At 64.1% G+C, this 17728-nt stretch carries 17 protein-coding genes; 14 read left to right on the forward strand and 3 right to left on the reverse strand.

Annotated elements, in window-relative coordinates; translation table 11 throughout:
- Positions 1-39: 39 nt before the first annotated feature.
- The 3 genes from EY713_RS05620 to EY713_RS05630 are packed head-to-tail and all read right to left on the reverse strand — an operon-like array spanning position 40 to position 2875.
- Complete coding sequence (locus EY713_RS05620) at positions 40-705, reverse strand: LutC/YkgG family protein (protein ID WP_131113944.1); 666 nt, start codon at positions 703-705, stop codon at positions 40-42.
- The gene (locus EY713_RS05625) at positions 702-2135 is read right to left on the reverse strand and encodes a lactate utilization protein B (protein ID WP_131113945.1); all 1434 of its coding nucleotides are present in this window, start codon (positions 2133-2135) and stop codon (positions 702-704) included. The genes EY713_RS05620 and EY713_RS05625 overlap by 4 nt, the downstream gene beginning before the upstream one ends.
- Positions 2132-2875, reverse strand: a complete 744-nt coding sequence (locus EY713_RS05630; protein WP_131113946.1) for a (Fe-S)-binding protein — start codon at positions 2873-2875, stop codon at positions 2132-2134. The genes EY713_RS05625 and EY713_RS05630 overlap by 4 nt, the downstream gene beginning before the upstream one ends.
- Positions 2876-3117: 242 nt before the next feature.
- Here EY713_RS05630 and EY713_RS05635 point away from each other — a divergent pair, with 242 nt between their 5' ends.
- The 14 genes from EY713_RS05635 to EY713_RS05700 all read left to right on the forward strand — a co-directional run bounded on the left by EY713_RS05635 (position 3118) and on the right by EY713_RS05700 (position 17684).
- Entirely contained in the window at positions 3118-3363 is a 246-nt protein-coding gene (locus EY713_RS05635; RefSeq protein ID WP_131113947.1) for a DUF6522 family protein, read from the forward strand.
- The gene (locus EY713_RS05640) at positions 3363-4658 is read left to right on the forward strand and encodes a cytochrome P450 (protein ID WP_131113948.1); all 1296 of its coding nucleotides are present in this window, start codon (positions 3363-3365) and stop codon (positions 4656-4658) included. The genes EY713_RS05635 and EY713_RS05640 overlap by 1 nt, the downstream gene beginning before the upstream one ends.
- Positions 4659-4725: 67 nt before the next feature.
- A complete protein-coding gene (locus EY713_RS05645; protein ID WP_131113949.1) occupies positions 4726-6030 on the forward strand; it encodes a PQQ-dependent sugar dehydrogenase in 1305 nt (434 codons plus the stop codon).
- Positions 6031-6134: 104 nt separating this feature from the next.
- On the forward strand, positions 6135-6488 hold the full coding sequence (locus tag EY713_RS05650) for a c-type cytochrome (RefSeq protein ID WP_425374336.1): 354 nt from the start codon (positions 6135-6137) through the stop codon (positions 6486-6488).
- Between the two features lie 82 nt (positions 6489-6570).
- Positions 6571-7461, forward strand: a complete 891-nt coding sequence (locus EY713_RS05655) for a proline iminopeptidase-family hydrolase (protein ID WP_131113950.1) — start codon at positions 6571-6573, stop codon at positions 7459-7461.
- A gap of 43 nt (positions 7462-7504) precedes the next feature.
- Positions 7505-9181, forward strand: a complete 1677-nt coding sequence (locus EY713_RS05660) for an ABC transporter substrate-binding protein (protein WP_131113951.1) — start codon at positions 7505-7507, stop codon at positions 9179-9181.
- Positions 9182-9194: 13 nt separating this feature from the next.
- Positions 9195-10235, forward strand: coding sequence for an ABC transporter permease (locus tag EY713_RS05665; RefSeq protein WP_245572905.1), 1041 nt, complete (start codon positions 9195-9197; stop codon positions 10233-10235).
- Positions 10235-11212 carry an ABC transporter permease gene (locus EY713_RS05670; protein ID WP_131113952.1) on the forward strand — a complete coding sequence of 326 codons (978 nt, stop codon included), beginning with the start codon at positions 10235-10237 and terminating at the stop codon, positions 11210-11212. Before EY713_RS05665 ends, EY713_RS05670 begins: the two co-directional genes overlap by 1 nt.
- 85 nt (positions 11213-11297) lie before the next feature.
- Positions 11298-12236: an ABC transporter ATP-binding protein gene (locus EY713_RS05675; protein WP_131119311.1), complete on the forward strand. Its 939-nt coding sequence runs from the start codon at positions 11298-11300 to the stop codon at positions 12234-12236.
- Entirely contained in the window at positions 12233-13225 is a 993-nt protein-coding gene (locus EY713_RS05680) for an ABC transporter ATP-binding protein (protein WP_131113953.1), read from the forward strand. The genes EY713_RS05675 and EY713_RS05680 overlap by 4 nt, the downstream gene beginning before the upstream one ends.
- A 103-nt stretch (positions 13226-13328) precedes the next feature.
- Positions 13329-13637, forward strand: coding sequence for a hypothetical protein (locus EY713_RS05685; protein WP_131113954.1), 309 nt, complete (start codon positions 13329-13331; stop codon positions 13635-13637).
- Between the two features lie 227 nt (positions 13638-13864).
- Complete coding sequence (locus tag EY713_RS05690; RefSeq protein WP_131113955.1) at positions 13865-15223, forward strand: LLM class flavin-dependent oxidoreductase; 1359 nt, start codon at positions 13865-13867, stop codon at positions 15221-15223.
- A 12-nt stretch (positions 15224-15235) separates the two neighbouring features.
- Positions 15236-16003, forward strand: a complete 768-nt coding sequence (locus EY713_RS05695) for a DUF427 domain-containing protein (RefSeq protein WP_131113956.1) — start codon at positions 15236-15238, stop codon at positions 16001-16003.
- A 34-nt stretch (positions 16004-16037) separates the two neighbouring features.
- Positions 16038-17684: an ABC transporter substrate-binding protein gene (locus tag EY713_RS05700; protein ID WP_131113957.1), complete on the forward strand. Its 1647-nt coding sequence runs from the start codon at positions 16038-16040 to the stop codon at positions 17682-17684.
- The last annotated feature ends 44 nt before the right edge of the window (positions 17685-17728 follow it).

The raw sequence follows: 17728 nt of genomic DNA on the forward strand, positions 1-17728 counted from the left end.
GTGGGTCACGCGGCTAAGGGATCGGCTGCTGCCAAAACCCTAGTGGGTTTCGGTCTCGTTGGGAAACGCCTCGTCGAGGATCACGACCACGAGCGTGCGCGGCCCATGGACGCCCTCGACCCGGTTGAGCTCGATATCCGACGTCGCGGACGGCCCCGAGATGAAGGTCAGCGGTCGGCCCGCCGCGACCGACGGCTGCATCCGCTCGACCGCTTCGGGAACCAGCCCGAGGATCGCCGACGCCTCGACGAAACAGAGATGATAGTCGGGCAACAGCGTCAGCTTGCGGCGGCCCTGGCCGACGCCATGGTCGAGCACCAAGGTTCCGGTTTCGGCGATCGCGCAGGCGCAGGTCGTCAACACGCCGTCGCAGGCCGCGATCGTGGCATTGTCGAGCCCGTCGTCACGGAGCAGATCGAACCCTTCGGGCGCGAGATCGACGGGAAAATCCGCCGGCAGAGCGAGCCGGACGAGACCGGCTTCGGCAAGGATGCGGGCCGCCCGCGCGGGGGCTTCGGCGCGAGTCGCGCGTTCGACCCTCACCTTGTAGCCACGTGCCCGCTCCGTGAAGCGGTCCAGCAGCGCCGAATGGTCTTCGGTGGATCGCTGGCGAAAGCGCCACGCCTCTGGGCCGGCCTCGGTTTCGGGAACATCGACCAGAGCCTGCCGGATGCGGCCCAGAATGGTGTCTTTGGCGCTCGTCATCGATCGCGCGCCTTCCACCACTCGCGGAACGACTGCTTGGCGATGGGCGTCAGATCCCGCATCGCGGTCCACCCCGCAAGCGGCCCCGGCAGGGACTTGATGGCCCCGTCGCGAATGAAGGGCACCTGCCCGATCGCGGCCGCCTTGTGGGCCAGGGCATAGAGGCGGGGGTTTTCGAACACACGGGCCATGGCGGCCATCACCAAGGCTTCGCCATCGAGCGCGGTCTTGGCGCCCCGCGCCGCCACCACCTTGCCGCGCAAATGTACGAGGATGCGGGGAATGTCGATCTTGACCGGGCAGACCTCGTAGCATGCGCCGCAGAGCGATGAGGCGAACGGCAGACTATCGGCCGGGCTCGGCGGCGCATTCATCTGCGGCGTCAGGATCGCACCGATCGGGCCGGGATAGGTCGATCCGTAGGCCCGACCGCCGGTCCGCTCATAGACCGGACAGATGTTGAGGCAGGCCGAGCAGCGGATGCAATTCAGCGTGTCGCGCGCCGGCTCGTCTGCCAAGACGTCGCTGCGGCCATTGTCGAGCAGAACGAGGTGGAACTCCTCCGGCCCCTCGCCGGCCCGCGTGCCCGACCACACGGAATTATAGGGGTTCATCCGCTCGGCCGTGGACGAGCGCGGCAACAACTGCAGAAAAGCCGACATATCGGCCCAGCGCGGGATGACCTTTTCGATGCCCATGATCGAGATCAGCACGCGCGGCAGGGTCAGGCACATGCGGCCATTGCCCTCGGATTCGAAGATCGCGACCGAGCCGGTCTCGGCCACGGCGAAATTGGCGCCGCTGATCGCGTAAGGCACGGTCAGGAATTTCTGGCGGAGGTAGCGCCGGGCCGCGTCGGCGAGGTCGCGCGGCTCGTCGGTCAGATGCTCGGTATCGGGCAACTCCCGCTTGAAGATCTCGCGGATCTCGGCGCGGTTGCGATGGATGGCCGGAACCAGGATGTGGGACGAGCGATCATGCCCCTTCTGGACGATGACCTCGGCGAGATCGGTCTCGATCGGCTCGATGCCGCGCGCCGATAAAGCGCCGTTGAGGCCGATCTCGTCGGTTGTCAACGACTTGATCTTCAGCACCTCCTTGGCCTGATGCCCGGCCAGGATGTCGCCGACCATGCGGTTCGCCTCTTCCCCATCGCGCGCCCAATGAACCGTGCCGCCCGCCGCCGTGACACTGGCTTCAAGCGCCAGCAGATGGCGATCGAGGTGACGCAAGGTGTCGCGCTTGATGGCGTAGCCGGCGTCGCGCAGGTCCTGCCAATCCGGCATTTCGGCCACCACCGCCTTGCGTTTGGCCCGGATCGTGTTGGTGGCTTTGCCGATGTTGCGGCGGAGTTGGCTGTCGCGCAGCGCGTCGCGCGCGGCGGCCGGAAACGCCCGCTCGACGATGATGCCGGGGCTGTCGACACTCATGCGGCGACGCCTCCTTCGACCGATGCGAGGATTTCGGCGAGATGCAGCGTGCGACGGCCGGACCGCTCGCGCGACAACCCACCCGCGATATGCATCAGGCAGGAATTGTCGACCGCCGTGCAAATCTCGGCTTGTGTGCCGCGGATCGCGGCAAGCTTGTCGGTCAGCATCGCGATCGACGTATCGGCATTCTTGATCGCGAAGGTGCCGCCGAAGCCGCAACATTCGTCCGCACGGGGCAGTTCCACGAAATCGAGTCCTCGAACATGCGACAGCAGCCGGGTCGCCGCATCACCGAGGCCGAGGCCCCGCAACGAGTTGCAGGTGGAATGATAGGTCACGCGATGCGGGTAGTAGGCGCCGACATCCTCGATGCCGAGCTTTTTGACCAGAAATTCGGCGAACTCGAAGGTTCGTGCGCCGAGATCGGCGATCCGCGCGATCAGCTGCTGGTCGCCCGTGGCGGCCGCGAGCCGGGGATAGGCCACCCGCACCGTCACGACGCAGGAGGACGAGGGGCACACGATGGTTTCGGCATCAGCGAAGACATCGGCGAAACGCCGCATCAGCGCGGTCGCTTCGGGGCCATAGCCGCTGTTGTTGTGCATCTGCCCGCAACAGGTCTGTTCGAGCGGAAACGCGACCTCGTGGCCGAGACGTTCGAGCACCGACACGACGGCTCGGCCGGTCTGCGGAAACAGCATGTCGTTGAAGCAGCTGATGAACAACGAAACCTTCAAGCTTGCCCCTCCGCTGCCGCATAGACGACCGTTCTTCGTATCGCTCGCCTTACCGCGCGAAGCCACGGCCCACAAGGGTGCCCCGATGGTTGCCGGACCTGGACCCGGCATGCCATTGACGACATCTGGTCGCATCCCGGCACGTCGTTCGCGGCGCCTGGGATCGCGCGTCGTGCTTTGCTGGTCGGACGCGGGGCGGATGGTGGGCCGCGCGACCTGAGGCTAACGGATCGAGACGAGACATGCAGGTGGAACGGGGGCCGGACGGCGATTATCTGCTCGATCCGGCAATGCTGGCGGCCAAATTTGGGCTACCGCTCGAGCGGTTCCGGCAGAAAAATCGCATTGGTCAGGTCACGAGTCTCGTCGAGGCGGGCGAGGGAGACGATGCCGGCACCCATCGGCTCACGGTGCGCTGCGGCCGGCAGGTGTGGCGGGCCGTGATCGATGACCAGCATGTCATCCTTCAGGACGAGATGATCGGCTGATGGGCGGTCCGCAGATCCCAAGCCCGGCCGATCTGCCCGCCAGTCTCCGGATCGACGCCGCGGCACGGCGGGTCTGGCTGTCGCCATCCGATCCCGGCTTTTTTCGCGACCCCTATCCCGCCTATGCGGCGATCCACGCAGCCTGCCCGGTCTTCTTCTGGGAGGATTACGGTCAGTGGTGCTTCACCGGCCACGGCGCGGTCGGCGCCCTGTTCCGCGACCGGCGTTTCGGCCGCGAGATCACCCATGTGGCGAGCCGTTTTGCGCTGGGTTGGCCGGACCACCCCGATCACGTCGAGCCCTTCTATGCCTTCGAGTCCAACTCGATGCTGGAGCGCGAGCCGCCCGTCCACACCCGGCTGCGGGCGCTGGTCAACCGGGCTTTCGTGTCCCGCACCGTCGAACGGCTCCGCCCGCGCGTGGCAGCGCTGACGCACCGCCTGATCGACGCCTTCTCGGGCGACATCATCGACCTTCTGCCGGCCTTTGCCGAGCCGATCCCGGTGACGATCATCGCCGAGATGCTCGGCGTTCCGGTCGAGGCCGCGCCGCAATTGCTGAGGTGGTCGCACGAGATGGTGGCGATGTATGCCTTTGGCCGCACGCGAGCCATCGAGGACCGTGCCGTGGCGGCGACGCTGGCGTTCAGTTCCTTTATGCGCGAGCATGTGGCGGCGCGGCGAGGCAAGCCCGGCGACGACATCCTCACGCTGCTGCTGGCCGCCGAAGCCGACGGCGACCGACTGAGCGAGGACGAGCTCGTCACCACCGCGATTCTGCTGCTGAATGCGGGGCATGAGGCGACCGTTCATGCGATCGGCAACGGTGTCGCCGCCATTCTGCGCTCGGCCCTCGATCCGAAGCATCTGTTCGGCAGCCCGGAGCGAACCAACGCGACCGTCGAGGAATTGCTACGGCTCGATCCGCCGCTTCACATGTTCTCGCGTTACGCGTTAGAGCCGATGACGGTGGCCGGGGTCGATCTGAAACTCGGCGACCGGATCGGCTTGTTGATCGGCGCCGCCAACCACGATCCAAGCATGTATCCCAACCCGCAACGGCTCGATCCAGACCGCGCCACCGTGCCGCATGTGGCGTTCGGGGCCGGCCTTCACTTCTGCATCGGCGCTCCGCTGGCGCGGCTCGAACTGCAGGTGGCTCTGCCGATCCTGTTCGAGCGCCTGCCGACGGTGAAACTGGCGGCGCCCCCGGTTTATGATGACCGCTACCATTTCCACGGGCTGGAGAGCCTGCGGCTGCGAATCGGCGCTGTACATCCGGTGCGTTCGACGTAACCTGACCTAAGCTCGGCGCCACCGAGCCACGTGACGGCCATCAAGTGCCGAACGAGGGAGGACACACATGAAGTCGATCTGGCTTGCGGCCACCGCCGCGGGAGCCCTGCTGGCTGCCACCACCGCTTATGCTCAATCCGCCGATCCATCGACCCCAGCCGCGCCGACCAGCAATGGCGCGGATTCGGCCGGCATGAAGAAGCTCGAAGATTTCCATTCGACCGGGGCCAAGACGATTCCGGTCGTGCCGCAGGGTGGTCCCAAGGCCGACGCGATCAAGAAGACGCTCGCGACCATCAAGCTGCCGCCGGGCTTCAAGATTAGTCTCTACGCCCAGGTCCCAGACGCGCGCATGATCGCGGTCGGCCCGCAAGGCGTCGTGACCTTCGTCAGCACGCGCAAAACCAAGGTCTACGCCCTCACTGATCGGGCGAAGACCGGCATGGCGGATGACGTCAAAGAATTCGCGCCCACGGTCGAGATGAAGATCCCGAACGGCCTCTGTTTCTCGAAGGATGGCATTCTGCACGTCGTCGAGCAGAACCGCGTGCTGGCCTTCCCGGCGGCCGAGTTTTTCTATGAAAGCCCCGATGTCGCGGTCGCGACTGTGGTCAAGCAGGGCGACCTGATCCCGTCCACCGAAGAAAGCTTCAACCATTCGGCACGGGTGTGCCGCATCGGACCGGACAACAAGCTCTATATCGCGCTTGGGCAGCCCTATAACGTCTATGCCAAGGACAAATACGACATCTACTACAAGGCCGGAATGGGCGGCATCATCCGAATGGATCGCGACGGCAGCAATCGCGAAGTCTATGCCCACGGCATCCGCAACTCGGTCGGGATGGACTTCAACCCGAAAGACAAGACCCTCTGGTTCACCGACAACCAGGTCGATGGCATGGGCGATGACCAGCCCGCGGGCGAGATCAACCACATCACCAAGGCCGGCGAAAACTTCGGCTTTCCCTGGTACGGTGGCGGCCACACCCGCACGGTCGAATATAAAGACGAGACGCCGCCCGCCGATGTGGTCTTCCCGGTTGTCGAGGAAGCGGCGCATGCGGCCGACCTCGGCATGATGGTCTACACCGGCAAGATGTTCCCGAAGGAGTATCAGGGCGCGATCTTCTCGGCTCAACACGGGTCGTGGAACCGCACTGAGCCGGTCGGCGCACGCGTGATGGTCACCAAAGTCACGGCGGACGGCACCGCGCCGGAGGGCTCAAAGCCGTTCGCGGAGGGTTGGCTCGACGAGGATGGTGAATATACCGGCCGCCCGGTCGACGTCGCACAGATGCGGGACGGTTCGCTGCTGGTTTCGGACGACCTTGCCGGCGCGGTGTACCGGATCACCTACGAGACGCCCTAATCGGCGCAGGCGCACGACGCGGCGTCATCAACCCATCAGGAGCCGGGCCGTTTTCCCAAGGGAGGCTGCCCGACCCTGTTTTGTGATCTGAAGGGACAATTGGCATGAGGGCTCGCACGCTGCGGCAAATGACACTTGGTCTGGTGGTCGGCCTGCTATCGTTATCATCTCTGGCCCGGGCCGACGGTGACGCGAAAGCCGGAGCCCTGAAGATCAAGACGCTGCAATGTATCAGCTGCCACGGTCGCGACGGCATATCCAAGCTGCCCGAAGCGCCCAATCTCGCCGGACAGGTCGACCCTTATCTCATCACGTCCCTGACGGCGTACCGGAGCGGCGCCCGCAAGAACGAGATCATGTCGGTCATCGCGGAGAAACTGACCGACGTCGATATCGCCGATCTCGCGGCCTATTATTCCGCCATCGAGATCAACGTAACGCCGCCCGCCAAGCCCTGAACGCCCATCCTCAACGGTCTCAAAAACGGTCGGTGTGGCATGTTGATTGCTACCGATCAGTCGCGATGATGATGGATGTGACATGCAGGTAGTCGAAGGCGAACTGCCCTTCCGGGGGTTTTCGACGTGGTACCGGGTGACCGGCGATCTCGCGAGCGGCAGGACCCCGCTGGTGGTGGCCCATGGGGGGCCGGGCTGCACACACGATTATGTCGATAGCTACAAGGATCTGGCCTTAACCGGCCGCGCGGTGATCCATTACGATCAGATCGGCAACGGCCGATCGACCCATCTGCGCGACCGCGGCGCCGATTTCTGGACCGTCGATTTCTTCCTGGCTGAACTCGACAACCTCCTGACGCAACTCGGTCTTTTGAATCGCTATCACCTGCTCGGCCAATCCTGGGGCGGCATGCTGGGAGCCGAACATGCAGTGCTTCGCCCCGCCGGCCTTAGGGCTCTCGTGATCGCCAACTCGCCCGCCTCGATGGCGCTCTGGGTCAGCGAGGCGAACCGGCTCCGGGCCGAATTGCCGCCGGAGCTGCAGGCCACGCTGCTGCTGCACGAGCAGGACCTGACCACGGATCATCCCGATTACGTCGCGGCCACCCAGGCGTTCTATGTTCGCCATGTGTGCCGGCTGGACCCGTGGCCGGCCGAGGTGGTCCGCACCTTCGAGGCGATGGTGTCGGACCCGACCGTCTATTCGACCATGAACGGCCCGAACGAGTTCCACGTCATCGGCACGCTCCGCGACTGGACCGTGATCGACCGGCTCGATCGTATCGTCGCACCGACCCTGCTGATCTCCGGCCGCTTCGACGAAGCCACGCCGGCGACCGTCCAACCGTTCGCCGACCGCATCGCCGACGTGCGATGGACGATCTTCGAGCAATCCTCCCACATGCCGCATGTCGAGGAACGCGCCGCCTGCATGGCGACCGTCGGCGCTTTCCTGACTGCCCATGACTGATCTTTAGGCAATCGGCCGCTTCTTCGTTCAACAAGGACCGTTCATGACCCTGACTTCGCTTCTTTCCGCTACCATCCTGTCCCTGGGTGTTCTGGCCGCCACCCCCGTCCTCGCCGCCGACACGCGCGCCGATCTTATGACCCAACATCGTGGCGGGACGCTCAAGCTGAACGCCCACGGCTCTGCCGGGACGATCGATCCGCAGATCAATTACGAGACGGAATTCTGGACGATCTTCTACGTCACGAATGACGGGCTGCTCGGTTTCAAGAAGGTCGAGGGCAAGGAGAGCAACACGGTCGTGCCGGATCTTGCCGAGGCGCTGCCGAAGCCGGAAGACGGCGGCAAGACCTATGTGTTCAAGCTGCGCGATGGCTTGAAATTCTCAAACGGCAAGGACATCACGCCCGCCGATGTCGTCGCCTCGTTCCAGCGCATCTTCAAGGTATCGAGTCCGACGGCCGGATCGTTCTATAACGGCATCGTCGGTGCCGATGCTTGCTTGAAGGAGGCCGCGACCTGCACGTTGAAAGACGGCGTCGTGGCCGACGACAAGGCCCGCACCATCACGTTCCACCTGACCCAGCCGGATGCGGAGTTCTTCTACAAACTCTCGGTCCCGCATGCCACCATCTTGCCGGCCGACACGGTCGCGAAGGATCTCGGCACGACACCGCCGGTCGCGACCGGGCCTTATATGATCACGAGCTACGATCCGGATCACGGGATGAAGCTGGTTCGGAACCCCTACTTTAAGGAGTTCAGCGTCGACGCGCAGCCCGACGGCTACGTCGACGATATCGACTACAACTTCGGTCTCGACGATCAGGCCGGCCTCACGGCTGTGCTGAACGATCAAGCGGACTGGACCTTCGATCCGCCGCCGAGCGATCGGTTGGGCGAACTCGGCAGCAAATATGCCAAGCAGGTCCGCATCCACCCGCTGCTGGCCTATTACTACTTGCCGATGAACACCAACTTGCCGCCCTTCAACAACATCAAGGCGCGTCAGGCCGTCGCCTATGCGATCGACCGCAAGGCTGTCGTCGGCCTGTGGGGCGGACCGAACCTTGCGTCGCCTCTCTGCCAACAACTGCCGGTCGGCATGGCGGGTCACGAAGATTATTGCCCCTACACGCTGAACCCGGGCACCAAATGGACCGCGCCTGATCTCGAAAAGGCTAAGCAACTGGTCGAAGAAAGCGGCACAAAAGGCCAGCAGGTGACCCTGATCGGTGACGACAAGGCCGTGCCGAAGGCGATTGCGACCTATGTGCAGGGCGTGTTGCGCGACATCGGCTATGACGCCAGCCTCAAGGTCGTGTCGCACAACATCCAATTCACCTATCTGCAGAACACCAACAACAAGATGCAGATCGGCGTCAGCGATTGGTATCAGGATTACCCGGCTCCCTCGGACTTCCTCAACGTGCTGTTCGGCTGCGACTCGTTCCATCCCGGATCGGATTCGTCGATCAACATGTCGGGCTGGTGCGACAAGGGCGTCGATGCCGAGATGAAGCAGGCCATGCTGACGGCCGTCACGGATGACGCCGCCGCCAACAAGATGTGGGGCAAGATCGACAAGGAAATCACCGACGCGGCACCCGCCGTCGCGTTGTTCCAGCCCAAACAGATCGACGTCATCTCGAAGCGGGTCGGCAATTTCGTCTACACCGACCAATTCCACATGCTGTTCTCGGCCGCCTGGGTCAAGTAAGGGCGACCGAGCCTTGACCCTCGCATCCGGCGACGTTGCGGCCTCGGCCGCGACGTCCACCCGCCAGCGCGCTCATCGGGGCCCCTGGGCGACGGCGATGCGAAAGCTTCGCCGCGATCATGCGGCCATGACGGCCCTCGCGGCCCTCATGCTCATTATCCTGGTCTGCGTGGCGGCCCCGCTCTACGCCAATGCCGTGGCGCATACCGACCCCTTCGCGTCGAACTTGAGCGGATCGATCACGCTCAACGGCCAGGAGGTGCCGATCATGGCGGCAGAAACCGAGGGTCTGGGACTCGGCACAACCCCGCTCGGCCCGACCTGGACCGGGCAGTATTTCTTTGGAGCGGATTCGCAAGGTCGCGACGTCATGGCCCGGCTGCTCTACGGCGGCCGAAATTCGCTCATCATAGCCGGTAGCGCAACCATGCTGACCCTGGTGCTGGCCGCGCTGGTCGGTATTGTAGCTGGCTTCTTCGGCGGCTGGACCGATGTCGTCCTGTCGCGATTGCTCGACGTGCTCTGGGCCTTTCCGGTCTATCTCCTCGCGATCTCGCTTTCGATCGTGACGATCGGTCATGGCCTGTCGATCGGCCCTGTCTCGATCGCATCCGACAGTCTGCTGCTGCCCATCGCGATCATCGGCATTATCTATGTGCCCTATGTGGCGCGGCCGATCCGTGGACAGGTGCTGCAACTCAAGCAAAGCGAGTTCGTGCTGGCCGCGACCGGGCTTGGCGTGCCGCCCTGGCGCATTCTCTGGGTGGATATCCTGCCCAACATCATGTCGACCCTGATCGTCTTCGCGCCGCTGACCATCGCGCTCAACATGATCATCGAAAGCGCGCTGTCCTTCCTGTCGATCGGCGTGCAATCGCCGGCCGCCTCCTGGGGCACCATCATCGAAGACGGCCAGGGCCTGCTCTACACCCGCCCGCTCGTCGCCATCGCGCCCGGCGTCGCGATCGTGCTCACGGTTCTGGCCCTCAACGTGTTCGGCGATGGGGTTCGCGATGCGCTTGATCCGCGCGCCAAGCTGCGGGTGAGAGACTGATGGGCTTCGTGTTGCTGCGCCGGCTCGGCGACATGCTCTTCGTCATGGTCGGGATTTCGATCCTGGTCTTCCTGATCTTTTTTGCGACGCCCGGCACCGACCCGGCCGCGCGGATCGCGGGCCGCAACGCCTCCCCCGAGGTGCTGGAAGCCGTGCGGCACGATTTCGGCTTCGATCGGCCGCTCTGGGTGCAATATCTGCTTTTGATGAAGCGGCTCTTCATCACCGGCGATCTGACATCCTTCGTCAATCGCGGCCAAAAGGTCATTCCGTCCATCATGCATGCGGTGCCGGTCACGATGTCGCTGCTGATCGGCGCCGCGATCATCTGGGTCGTGTTCTCGATCCTGATCGGCGTGCTGGCCGCCGTCACGCGCGGCAGCGCCCTCGACAAGGGCTTGATGATCCTCGGCCTCATCGGGATCTCCATGCCGGTCTTCTGGGTCGGCGAGGTCGCCAATCTCATCACCCAGAGCCGCTATCACGACACCTGGCTCTTCTCCTGGGTGCCGGCCCTCGGCTACGTGCCGCTGGTCGATGATCCGGTCGGCTGGTTCAAGGCGCTGGTGATTCCCTGGTTCACGCTCGCGATCCTCTATATCGGGCTCTACGGCCGCGTGCTGCGCGCCAGCCTGATCGAAGCCTACCAAGAAGACTTCATCCGCACGGCGCGGGCCAAAGGCCTCAGCGAAAGCCGCATTCTATTTCGCCACGCGCTGCGAACCTCGCTCATCACCTTCGTGTCGTTGTTCGGGCTGGATTTTGGCGTGCTGGTCGGAGGCGGCACATTGTTGACCGAGATCGTCTTCGGCCTGCAGGGCGTCGGGTTCCTGACCTTCAACGCGCTGGGCAATCTCGACCTACCGATGATTATGGCGACCGTCATGTATGCCTCCTTCTTCGTGGTCGCGGCCAATGCGGTCGTCGACATCGTCTATGCGTCGCTCGATCCCCGCGTGAGGGCCGGCCGTGCTTGATCTGGCGACTACCCCGCCGACGACGCCCGAGCCCGTGCTGCGGGTCGAGAACCTGTCGGTGTCGTTCCGAACCGAGCAGGGTCCCATGAAGGGAGTCGACGGCGTCTCCTTCACGGTCGCGCCCGGGGAACTCGTCTCGATCGTCGGCGAATCCGGTTCCGGCAAGTCGCTCACGTCGCTGGCCGTGATGGGGCTGATCAACGACCCCAACGCGATCGTGACCGGGTCGATCCGCTACAGGGGCCGCGAACTCATCGGCCTGTCGCGCCAAGCGCTCCGCGCGGTCCGAGGCGACGAGATCGCCATGATCTTCCAAGACCCGATGACCGCGATGACGCCGGTCTATACGATCGGCTGGCAGATCGCCGAGCAGATCCGCGCGCATCAGAGCCTCACCCGCAAGCAGGCCCATGCCCGCGCGATCGAGCTGCTCGGCGACATGGGCATTCCCAACCCGAGCGTCGCGGTCGACCGGTTCCCGCATCAATTGTCGGGCGGCATGCGACAGCGCGCCATGATCGCGATGGCGCTGTCGTGTAATCCCTCGCTGCTGATCGCCGATGAACCCACGACCGCGCTCGACGTGACCGTGCAGGCTCAAATCCTCCGCTTGATCGAGCAACTGCGCCACGATCATGCCTCGTCGATCATCCTGATCACCCATGACATGGGCGTGGTGGCCGAGGTGGCCGACCGCGTCATGGTGATGTATTCGGGCCGCATCGTCGAACAGGGCCCCAAGCTGCCGGTCTTCATCGAGCCCGGCCACCCCTATACGACCGGCTTGCTGCAATCCATTCCGCCCATGTCCGGCATCAAGCCACGCCGCTTGACGGCCATTCCCGGCGTGCCGCCCTCGATCGCCGATCGTCCGATCGGCTGCCGCTTCTCGCCGCGCTGCATGCACCGTTATGCGCCATGCGTCGTCGACCCGCCGCTGTTCCGGCGCGGCCAGCAGGACATCGCCTGCTATCTGGCCGAAACCACGGCCGCCACCGCACTCACGGCGGAGGTCGGCGCATGAGCGACGACGTCCTGCTCGAAGCCCGGCATCTCTCGAAGCATTTCCACCTCGGCGGCCGTTTCACCGCGGGCGGCCGGCGCACGCTGCGGGCCGTCGACGACGTGTCGCTGACGGTCCGGCGTGGCGAAACGCTCGGTCTGGTCGGCGAATCCGGCTGTGGCAAGTCGACGCTCGGCCGCTGCCTGCTCCGCCTTTACGACCCTTCGAGCGGCACAGTCTTGTTCGAAGGCACGGACATCACGCAAGCCAGCACGCGCGACTTACGCGCGTTGCGGCCGCGCATGCAGATGGTGTTCCAGGATCCCTATGCGTCGCTGAACCCACGACGCCGCGTCGGCCAACTCGTGGCCGAACCATTACGGGTTCATCCTGGCCCGGATGGCAAAAACCGCTCGGACGCCGCGATCCGGGATCGCCTGCATGAGTTGATGGATCTCGTCGGCCTCTCGCGTGAACATCTCGATCGCTTTCCGCATGAATTTTCCGGTGGTCAGCGCCAGCGGATCGGTATCGCGCGGGCGCTCGCACTCGAACCCTCGCTGATCGTGGCGGACGAATCCGTCTCGGCGCTCGACGTCTCGGTGCAGGCGCAGGTCGTCAACCTGTTCATGGATCTGCAGGACCGGCTCGGCATCACCTATGTGTTTATCGCGCATGATCTCAGCGTCATTCGGCAGGTGTCCCAGCGCACCGCCGTCATGTATCTCGGCGCTCTGGTCGAAACCGGCCCGACCGACGTCGTGTTTCAGACACCCGCCCACCCCTATACGGGCGCGCTGATCTCGGCGGTGCCGCAGGCCGACGTGCGGGCGCCCCGGCGCGAGAAGATCATTCTGCGCGGCGACGTTCCGAGCCCGATGAACCCGCCCTCCGGGTGCCGCTTCCACACCCGCTGCCCCAAGGCGGAGGATCGGTGCCGCGTCGAGCCGCCGCCACTACGGCCGATGGGCCACGACCGTTATGCAGCCTGCCACTTTCCGCTGATCTGACCGGCTCTCTCCTCGGACGACAAAAAGCCAACCGGCGACCGACAATCGTGCTCTAAAGGACGCTGGGGCCTCGCAGCGGACGGCCCCGGAGCACCGAAGCGTCATGAAAGAACTCCACCGCGCCATCATCACGCGCATCATCAGCGACGCGGTGGGAGAGGGCTACGCGCTCGACGTGTTCAACGGCGAAGAGACGATGCTGCGCCACAGCCGCGACGAGCGCGCCATTATGGACGCGCTCGCCAGCACCAGCGAAGACCAGTTGCGCTTTCGCCGGGACGGCAAGCGCGTCGGGGTCGTCCGGCTCGTCTATGCCAATGACGGATGGGGCGTCGCCAACGAATATACCCCCGTGCTCGAGCCGGTAATGATCGGCGCCCGCAACGTGGCCGACGGTATATTTTCGCGCTAACGCGGGACCAGCTTTCTCCGAGAGCGCCGACGATCGATCGAGTTCTGGCACCATGCAGGGGTGGCGACGTTATCGCATTGCCATCTCGCCGCCCTGGCGTCCATCATCCACTCTGATTGTCTACAAAACTGATGGATTAATGCGTCAACGACGTTACGGTGTGGGTCTAGCGATTGTCAGCCGACACCCCATTTGCCGGGTATCGGTCGGCCGTTCCGGAGTTCGCCATGTCCCGTCGGCACATGATCCTCAGCGCGTTTTTCTTTAATCCGCAGGGCGATCATCGGATGTCGTGGCGACACCCGCGCGCGCCGGACGGCGAGGTGTTCGATTTCGATTTCTATCGCGGACTTGCGGAAACGGCAGAGCGGGCCAAGCTCGATACGCTGTTCGTGGCCGACCACGTCGCGATCTGGGACTCGCTGCCGAGCGGCCTCGCCCATTATGCCAATGCGCGTCTCGAACCCCTGACGCTGCTGTCGGCCCTCGCCGCTGTCACCCGCCATATCGGCTTGATCGCGACAGCATCGAGCTCCTACAGCGAACCCTATAATCTGGCCCGAACCTTTGCGTCGCTCGATCACATCAGCAAGGGGCGCGCCGGCTGGAACGTCGTGACGTCTGCGATGGACGAGGAAGCTCTGAATTTCGGCCGCGATCGCACCATCGAACATGCAAATCGCTACGATCGAGCTGCGGAATATCTCGATGTCGTCACGGCTTTGTGGGACTCGTGGGAAGACGGCGCCGTCCTCATCGACAAACAGAGCGGGTTTTTCGCCGATCCCGCGCGCGTGCACCGGATCGACCATGCTGGTCCGCATTTTCGTGTACGCGGCCCCCTCAACGTGCCGCGTCCGCCGCAGGGACATCCCGTCATCTTCCAGGCTGGATCGTCCGAGGCCGGCAAGGATCTCGCGGCCCGTTACGCGGATGTTCATTTCGCCGTCACTCGCAGCATCGAGGAGGGCCAGTCCTATCGAACCGAGTTCGATCAACGGTTGGCCAAGTTCGGCCGCACTCCGGAGAGTTTCAAGATTCTACCGGGGATTCTTCCGATCGTCGCCGCATCGGCGTCGGAGGCGGAGGAGCGACAAGCCTATCTCGAAACCCTGATGCCGGATGCGGTCGGCATCGACCTTCTGTCGAGCTGGGCTGGCATCGACCTCTCAGCTTATCCGCCCGAAGGCCCCCTGCCGCCGCTTCCCGAGGAGGCCACGTTCGATGGTGGCCGGACCGCGCTGAACCGGGTCAAGGCTTTGGCCATTCAAAACCGTTCGATCCGGGAGATCGCGCGAACGATCGCCAATTCCGGCTCGATCCCAACCGTCGCCGGCACGCCCCGCCAAGTCGCCGATCATCTCGAAGCTTGGTTCCTGGCCGGGGCGGCGGATGGGTATAATCTGATGTTTCCGCTGCTGCCGGAAGATTGGGTCAATTTTGCCGAGCAGGTCGTGCCCGACTTACAGCGGCGCGGCCTGTTTCGGCAGGACTATGAACCTGGAACTCTCCGGGATCGTTTAGCGCTGCCCCGCCCGGAGAACCGCTTCGCCACCGCACGGGCCCACCCGCCCGTAGCGTCTTGACCCGAGGTCCTCATGCCGCTTGCCACGCAACCGCATCGCGCAACCATTCCGAGCGTCGTCAATCTGCTGCAGAGCCCGAAGCGCGTGCGCGTCGTGCTTAACGGCGAGACGATCGTGGACAGCCGCGACGTTCTGATTCTTCGATCGAACCACTTTCTGCCGGTCTATTTTTTCCCGCTCGAGGCGGTGCGGCTCGGTGTGCTCATTGCGTCTGGCCGAACCGGCCGCCATCGGAGTGGTGACCCGACCGCGCTCTACGCACTGGACGTGAAGGGACGCCGCTTCACCGACGCCGCCTGGTCGTTGGCCGCGCCGAGGCGCGATCTTCTTACGCCGCTGGAGAACCGGATCGCGTTCGATTGGCATGCCATGGATGCTTGGTACGAGGAGGACGAAGAGGTCTTCGTTCATGCCCGCGACCCTTATGTGCGGGTCGACGCGCTGCAATCCTCCGCCCACATCGAGGTGGTGCTCGGTGGCGAGATCCTGGCCGAGACGCGGCGGGCCGTGCTGGTTTTCGAAACACACCTCCCGACCCGGTTCTACATCCCACCAGACGATGTCCGGATGGAGCGGCTCGTCCGTTCCGATACGCTCACCCGCTGCCCGTACAAAGGCACGGCGTCCTATTGGTCCGTCCGCATGAGGGATGGATCGATCCGTCCCGATGTCGTCTGGGATTATCGCGATCCGATCCCGGAAATCCCCAAGATCAAGGGCCTGCTCGCCTTCTACCCCGACGCGGTCGATCAGATCCGCCTCGACGGTCTGCCCGCCTGACGAGGCGCCCTCGCCCACAACGCAAGGTTTCACGATGCCAAAGCTTCCGACACTCGATCATCTGCGCCGCCTTTCGGGCGACATCTGGAATGTCGCGGTCGACGAATATGCCGCCGGTTCGCTCAATCGCCGCGACCTCATCCGCTACGCCGGTCTGATCGGCCTCACGGGTTTTGCGACGGCGCAGAATTTCGGTCTTCCCGGCGCGGCGCGCGCTCAGACAGCCGCTAAGCCCGGCGGCACGATCCGCGTGGCGTTGGACCAGCCCGCCGCGACGATCGATCCCGTGCTCGTGACCGATCCGGCCAGCATTTCGGTCATGAGCCAGGTCGGCGAATACCTGCTGTTCGACGATTCCGAAACGGGCTTGCGTCCGGCCCTGGCGTTATCGTGGGACGGCGACGACACCGCAAAGATCTGGACGTTCAAGCTCCGGCCCGACGTCAAGTTCAACGATGGGCGGGTGGTTACGGCCAAGGACGTCGTCGCGACATTCGAGCGGCTCATCGATCCGGCCAATGGCTCCTCTGCCCTCTCGGCCTATAAGGGGCTGCTGTCCAAGGGCGCCGTATCGTCGTCGGACGACCTCACCGTCACGTTCCGGCTCGATGTGCCGAACAGCAACTTCCCCTTCTATGTATCGTCCGATGTCGTCAATGCCGTGATCCTACCGGCCGACTATAAGGGCGATTTCGAGAAGAGCTTTCCGGGAACCGGCCCCTTCAAGCTCGAAGCTTTTCGCCCGAAACTTGGCGCGAGTTTCGTCCGCAACCCCGATTACTGGGGTGAGAAAGCCTTGCCGGATCGTGTCGAGATCACATTCTACAACGACCCGCAATCGCAGGTGCTGGCGCTGCAGGCCGGTCAACTCGATGTGATCCCCTACACGCCGCGCATCGCCCTTTCGATCGGCAACGATGCGTCGTTCAAAATCCTGAGCGTCCAGGCAAGCTCGCATGATCCGGTGCATTTCCGCACCGACATGGCGCCGTTTCAGGACAAACGGGTGCGGCGCGCCTTGGCTTTGACGATCAACCGCGAAGCGCTCGTCAAAGGCTTGTTCAGGGGGCGTGCGGTTGTGGGCAACGACAGCCCGTTCGCCCCGGTCTTCGCCTCAACCGATGCTTCGGTGCCGCAACGCCAGCCGGATCTCGCCGAGGCCAAGCGCCTGATGGCCGAAGCGGGCGTGCCGAACGGCTTTCCGATCACGCTGACCACCGAACGCGCCTATGAGATTCCCGACTATGCCGTGCTGATCCAGAATTTCGCCAAGCAGATCGGCATCGCGGTCACGCTCAACGTGGAATCGCAAGATGCCTATTATGGAGCCGCGACCTTCGGCAAGTCGGACTGGCTGGATTCACCCTTCGGCCTGACTGATTACGGCCATCGTGGCACCCCGGACATCTTCCTCAACGCAACGCTGAAGAGCACCGGCCCCTGGAACGCGGCCCATTTCAAGAACCCGACCTATGACGGGCTTCTGAGCGACTACAGCAGGGCGCGCGACCTCAAATCCCAACGGCTGGCGGCCGGCAAGATCCAGAGATTGCTGCTGGACGAGACACCGAGCATCATCGCCTATTTCGCGCAATATAGCCGCGTCACCACGGCCAAGATTCAGGGCGTTCGCTTCACCGCCATCTCGCATCTGCTGCTCGATCGCGCCTCCTTCCTATGAGGCGCGATCCCTTCGGGTAACGCCCTAGGTAAGCCAGAATTCTT

The sequence above is a fragment of the Lichenihabitans psoromatis genome (assembly GCF_004323635.1).
In the GTDB taxonomy this organism is placed as follows: domain Bacteria; phylum Pseudomonadota; class Alphaproteobacteria; order Rhizobiales; family Beijerinckiaceae; genus Lichenihabitans; species Lichenihabitans psoromatis.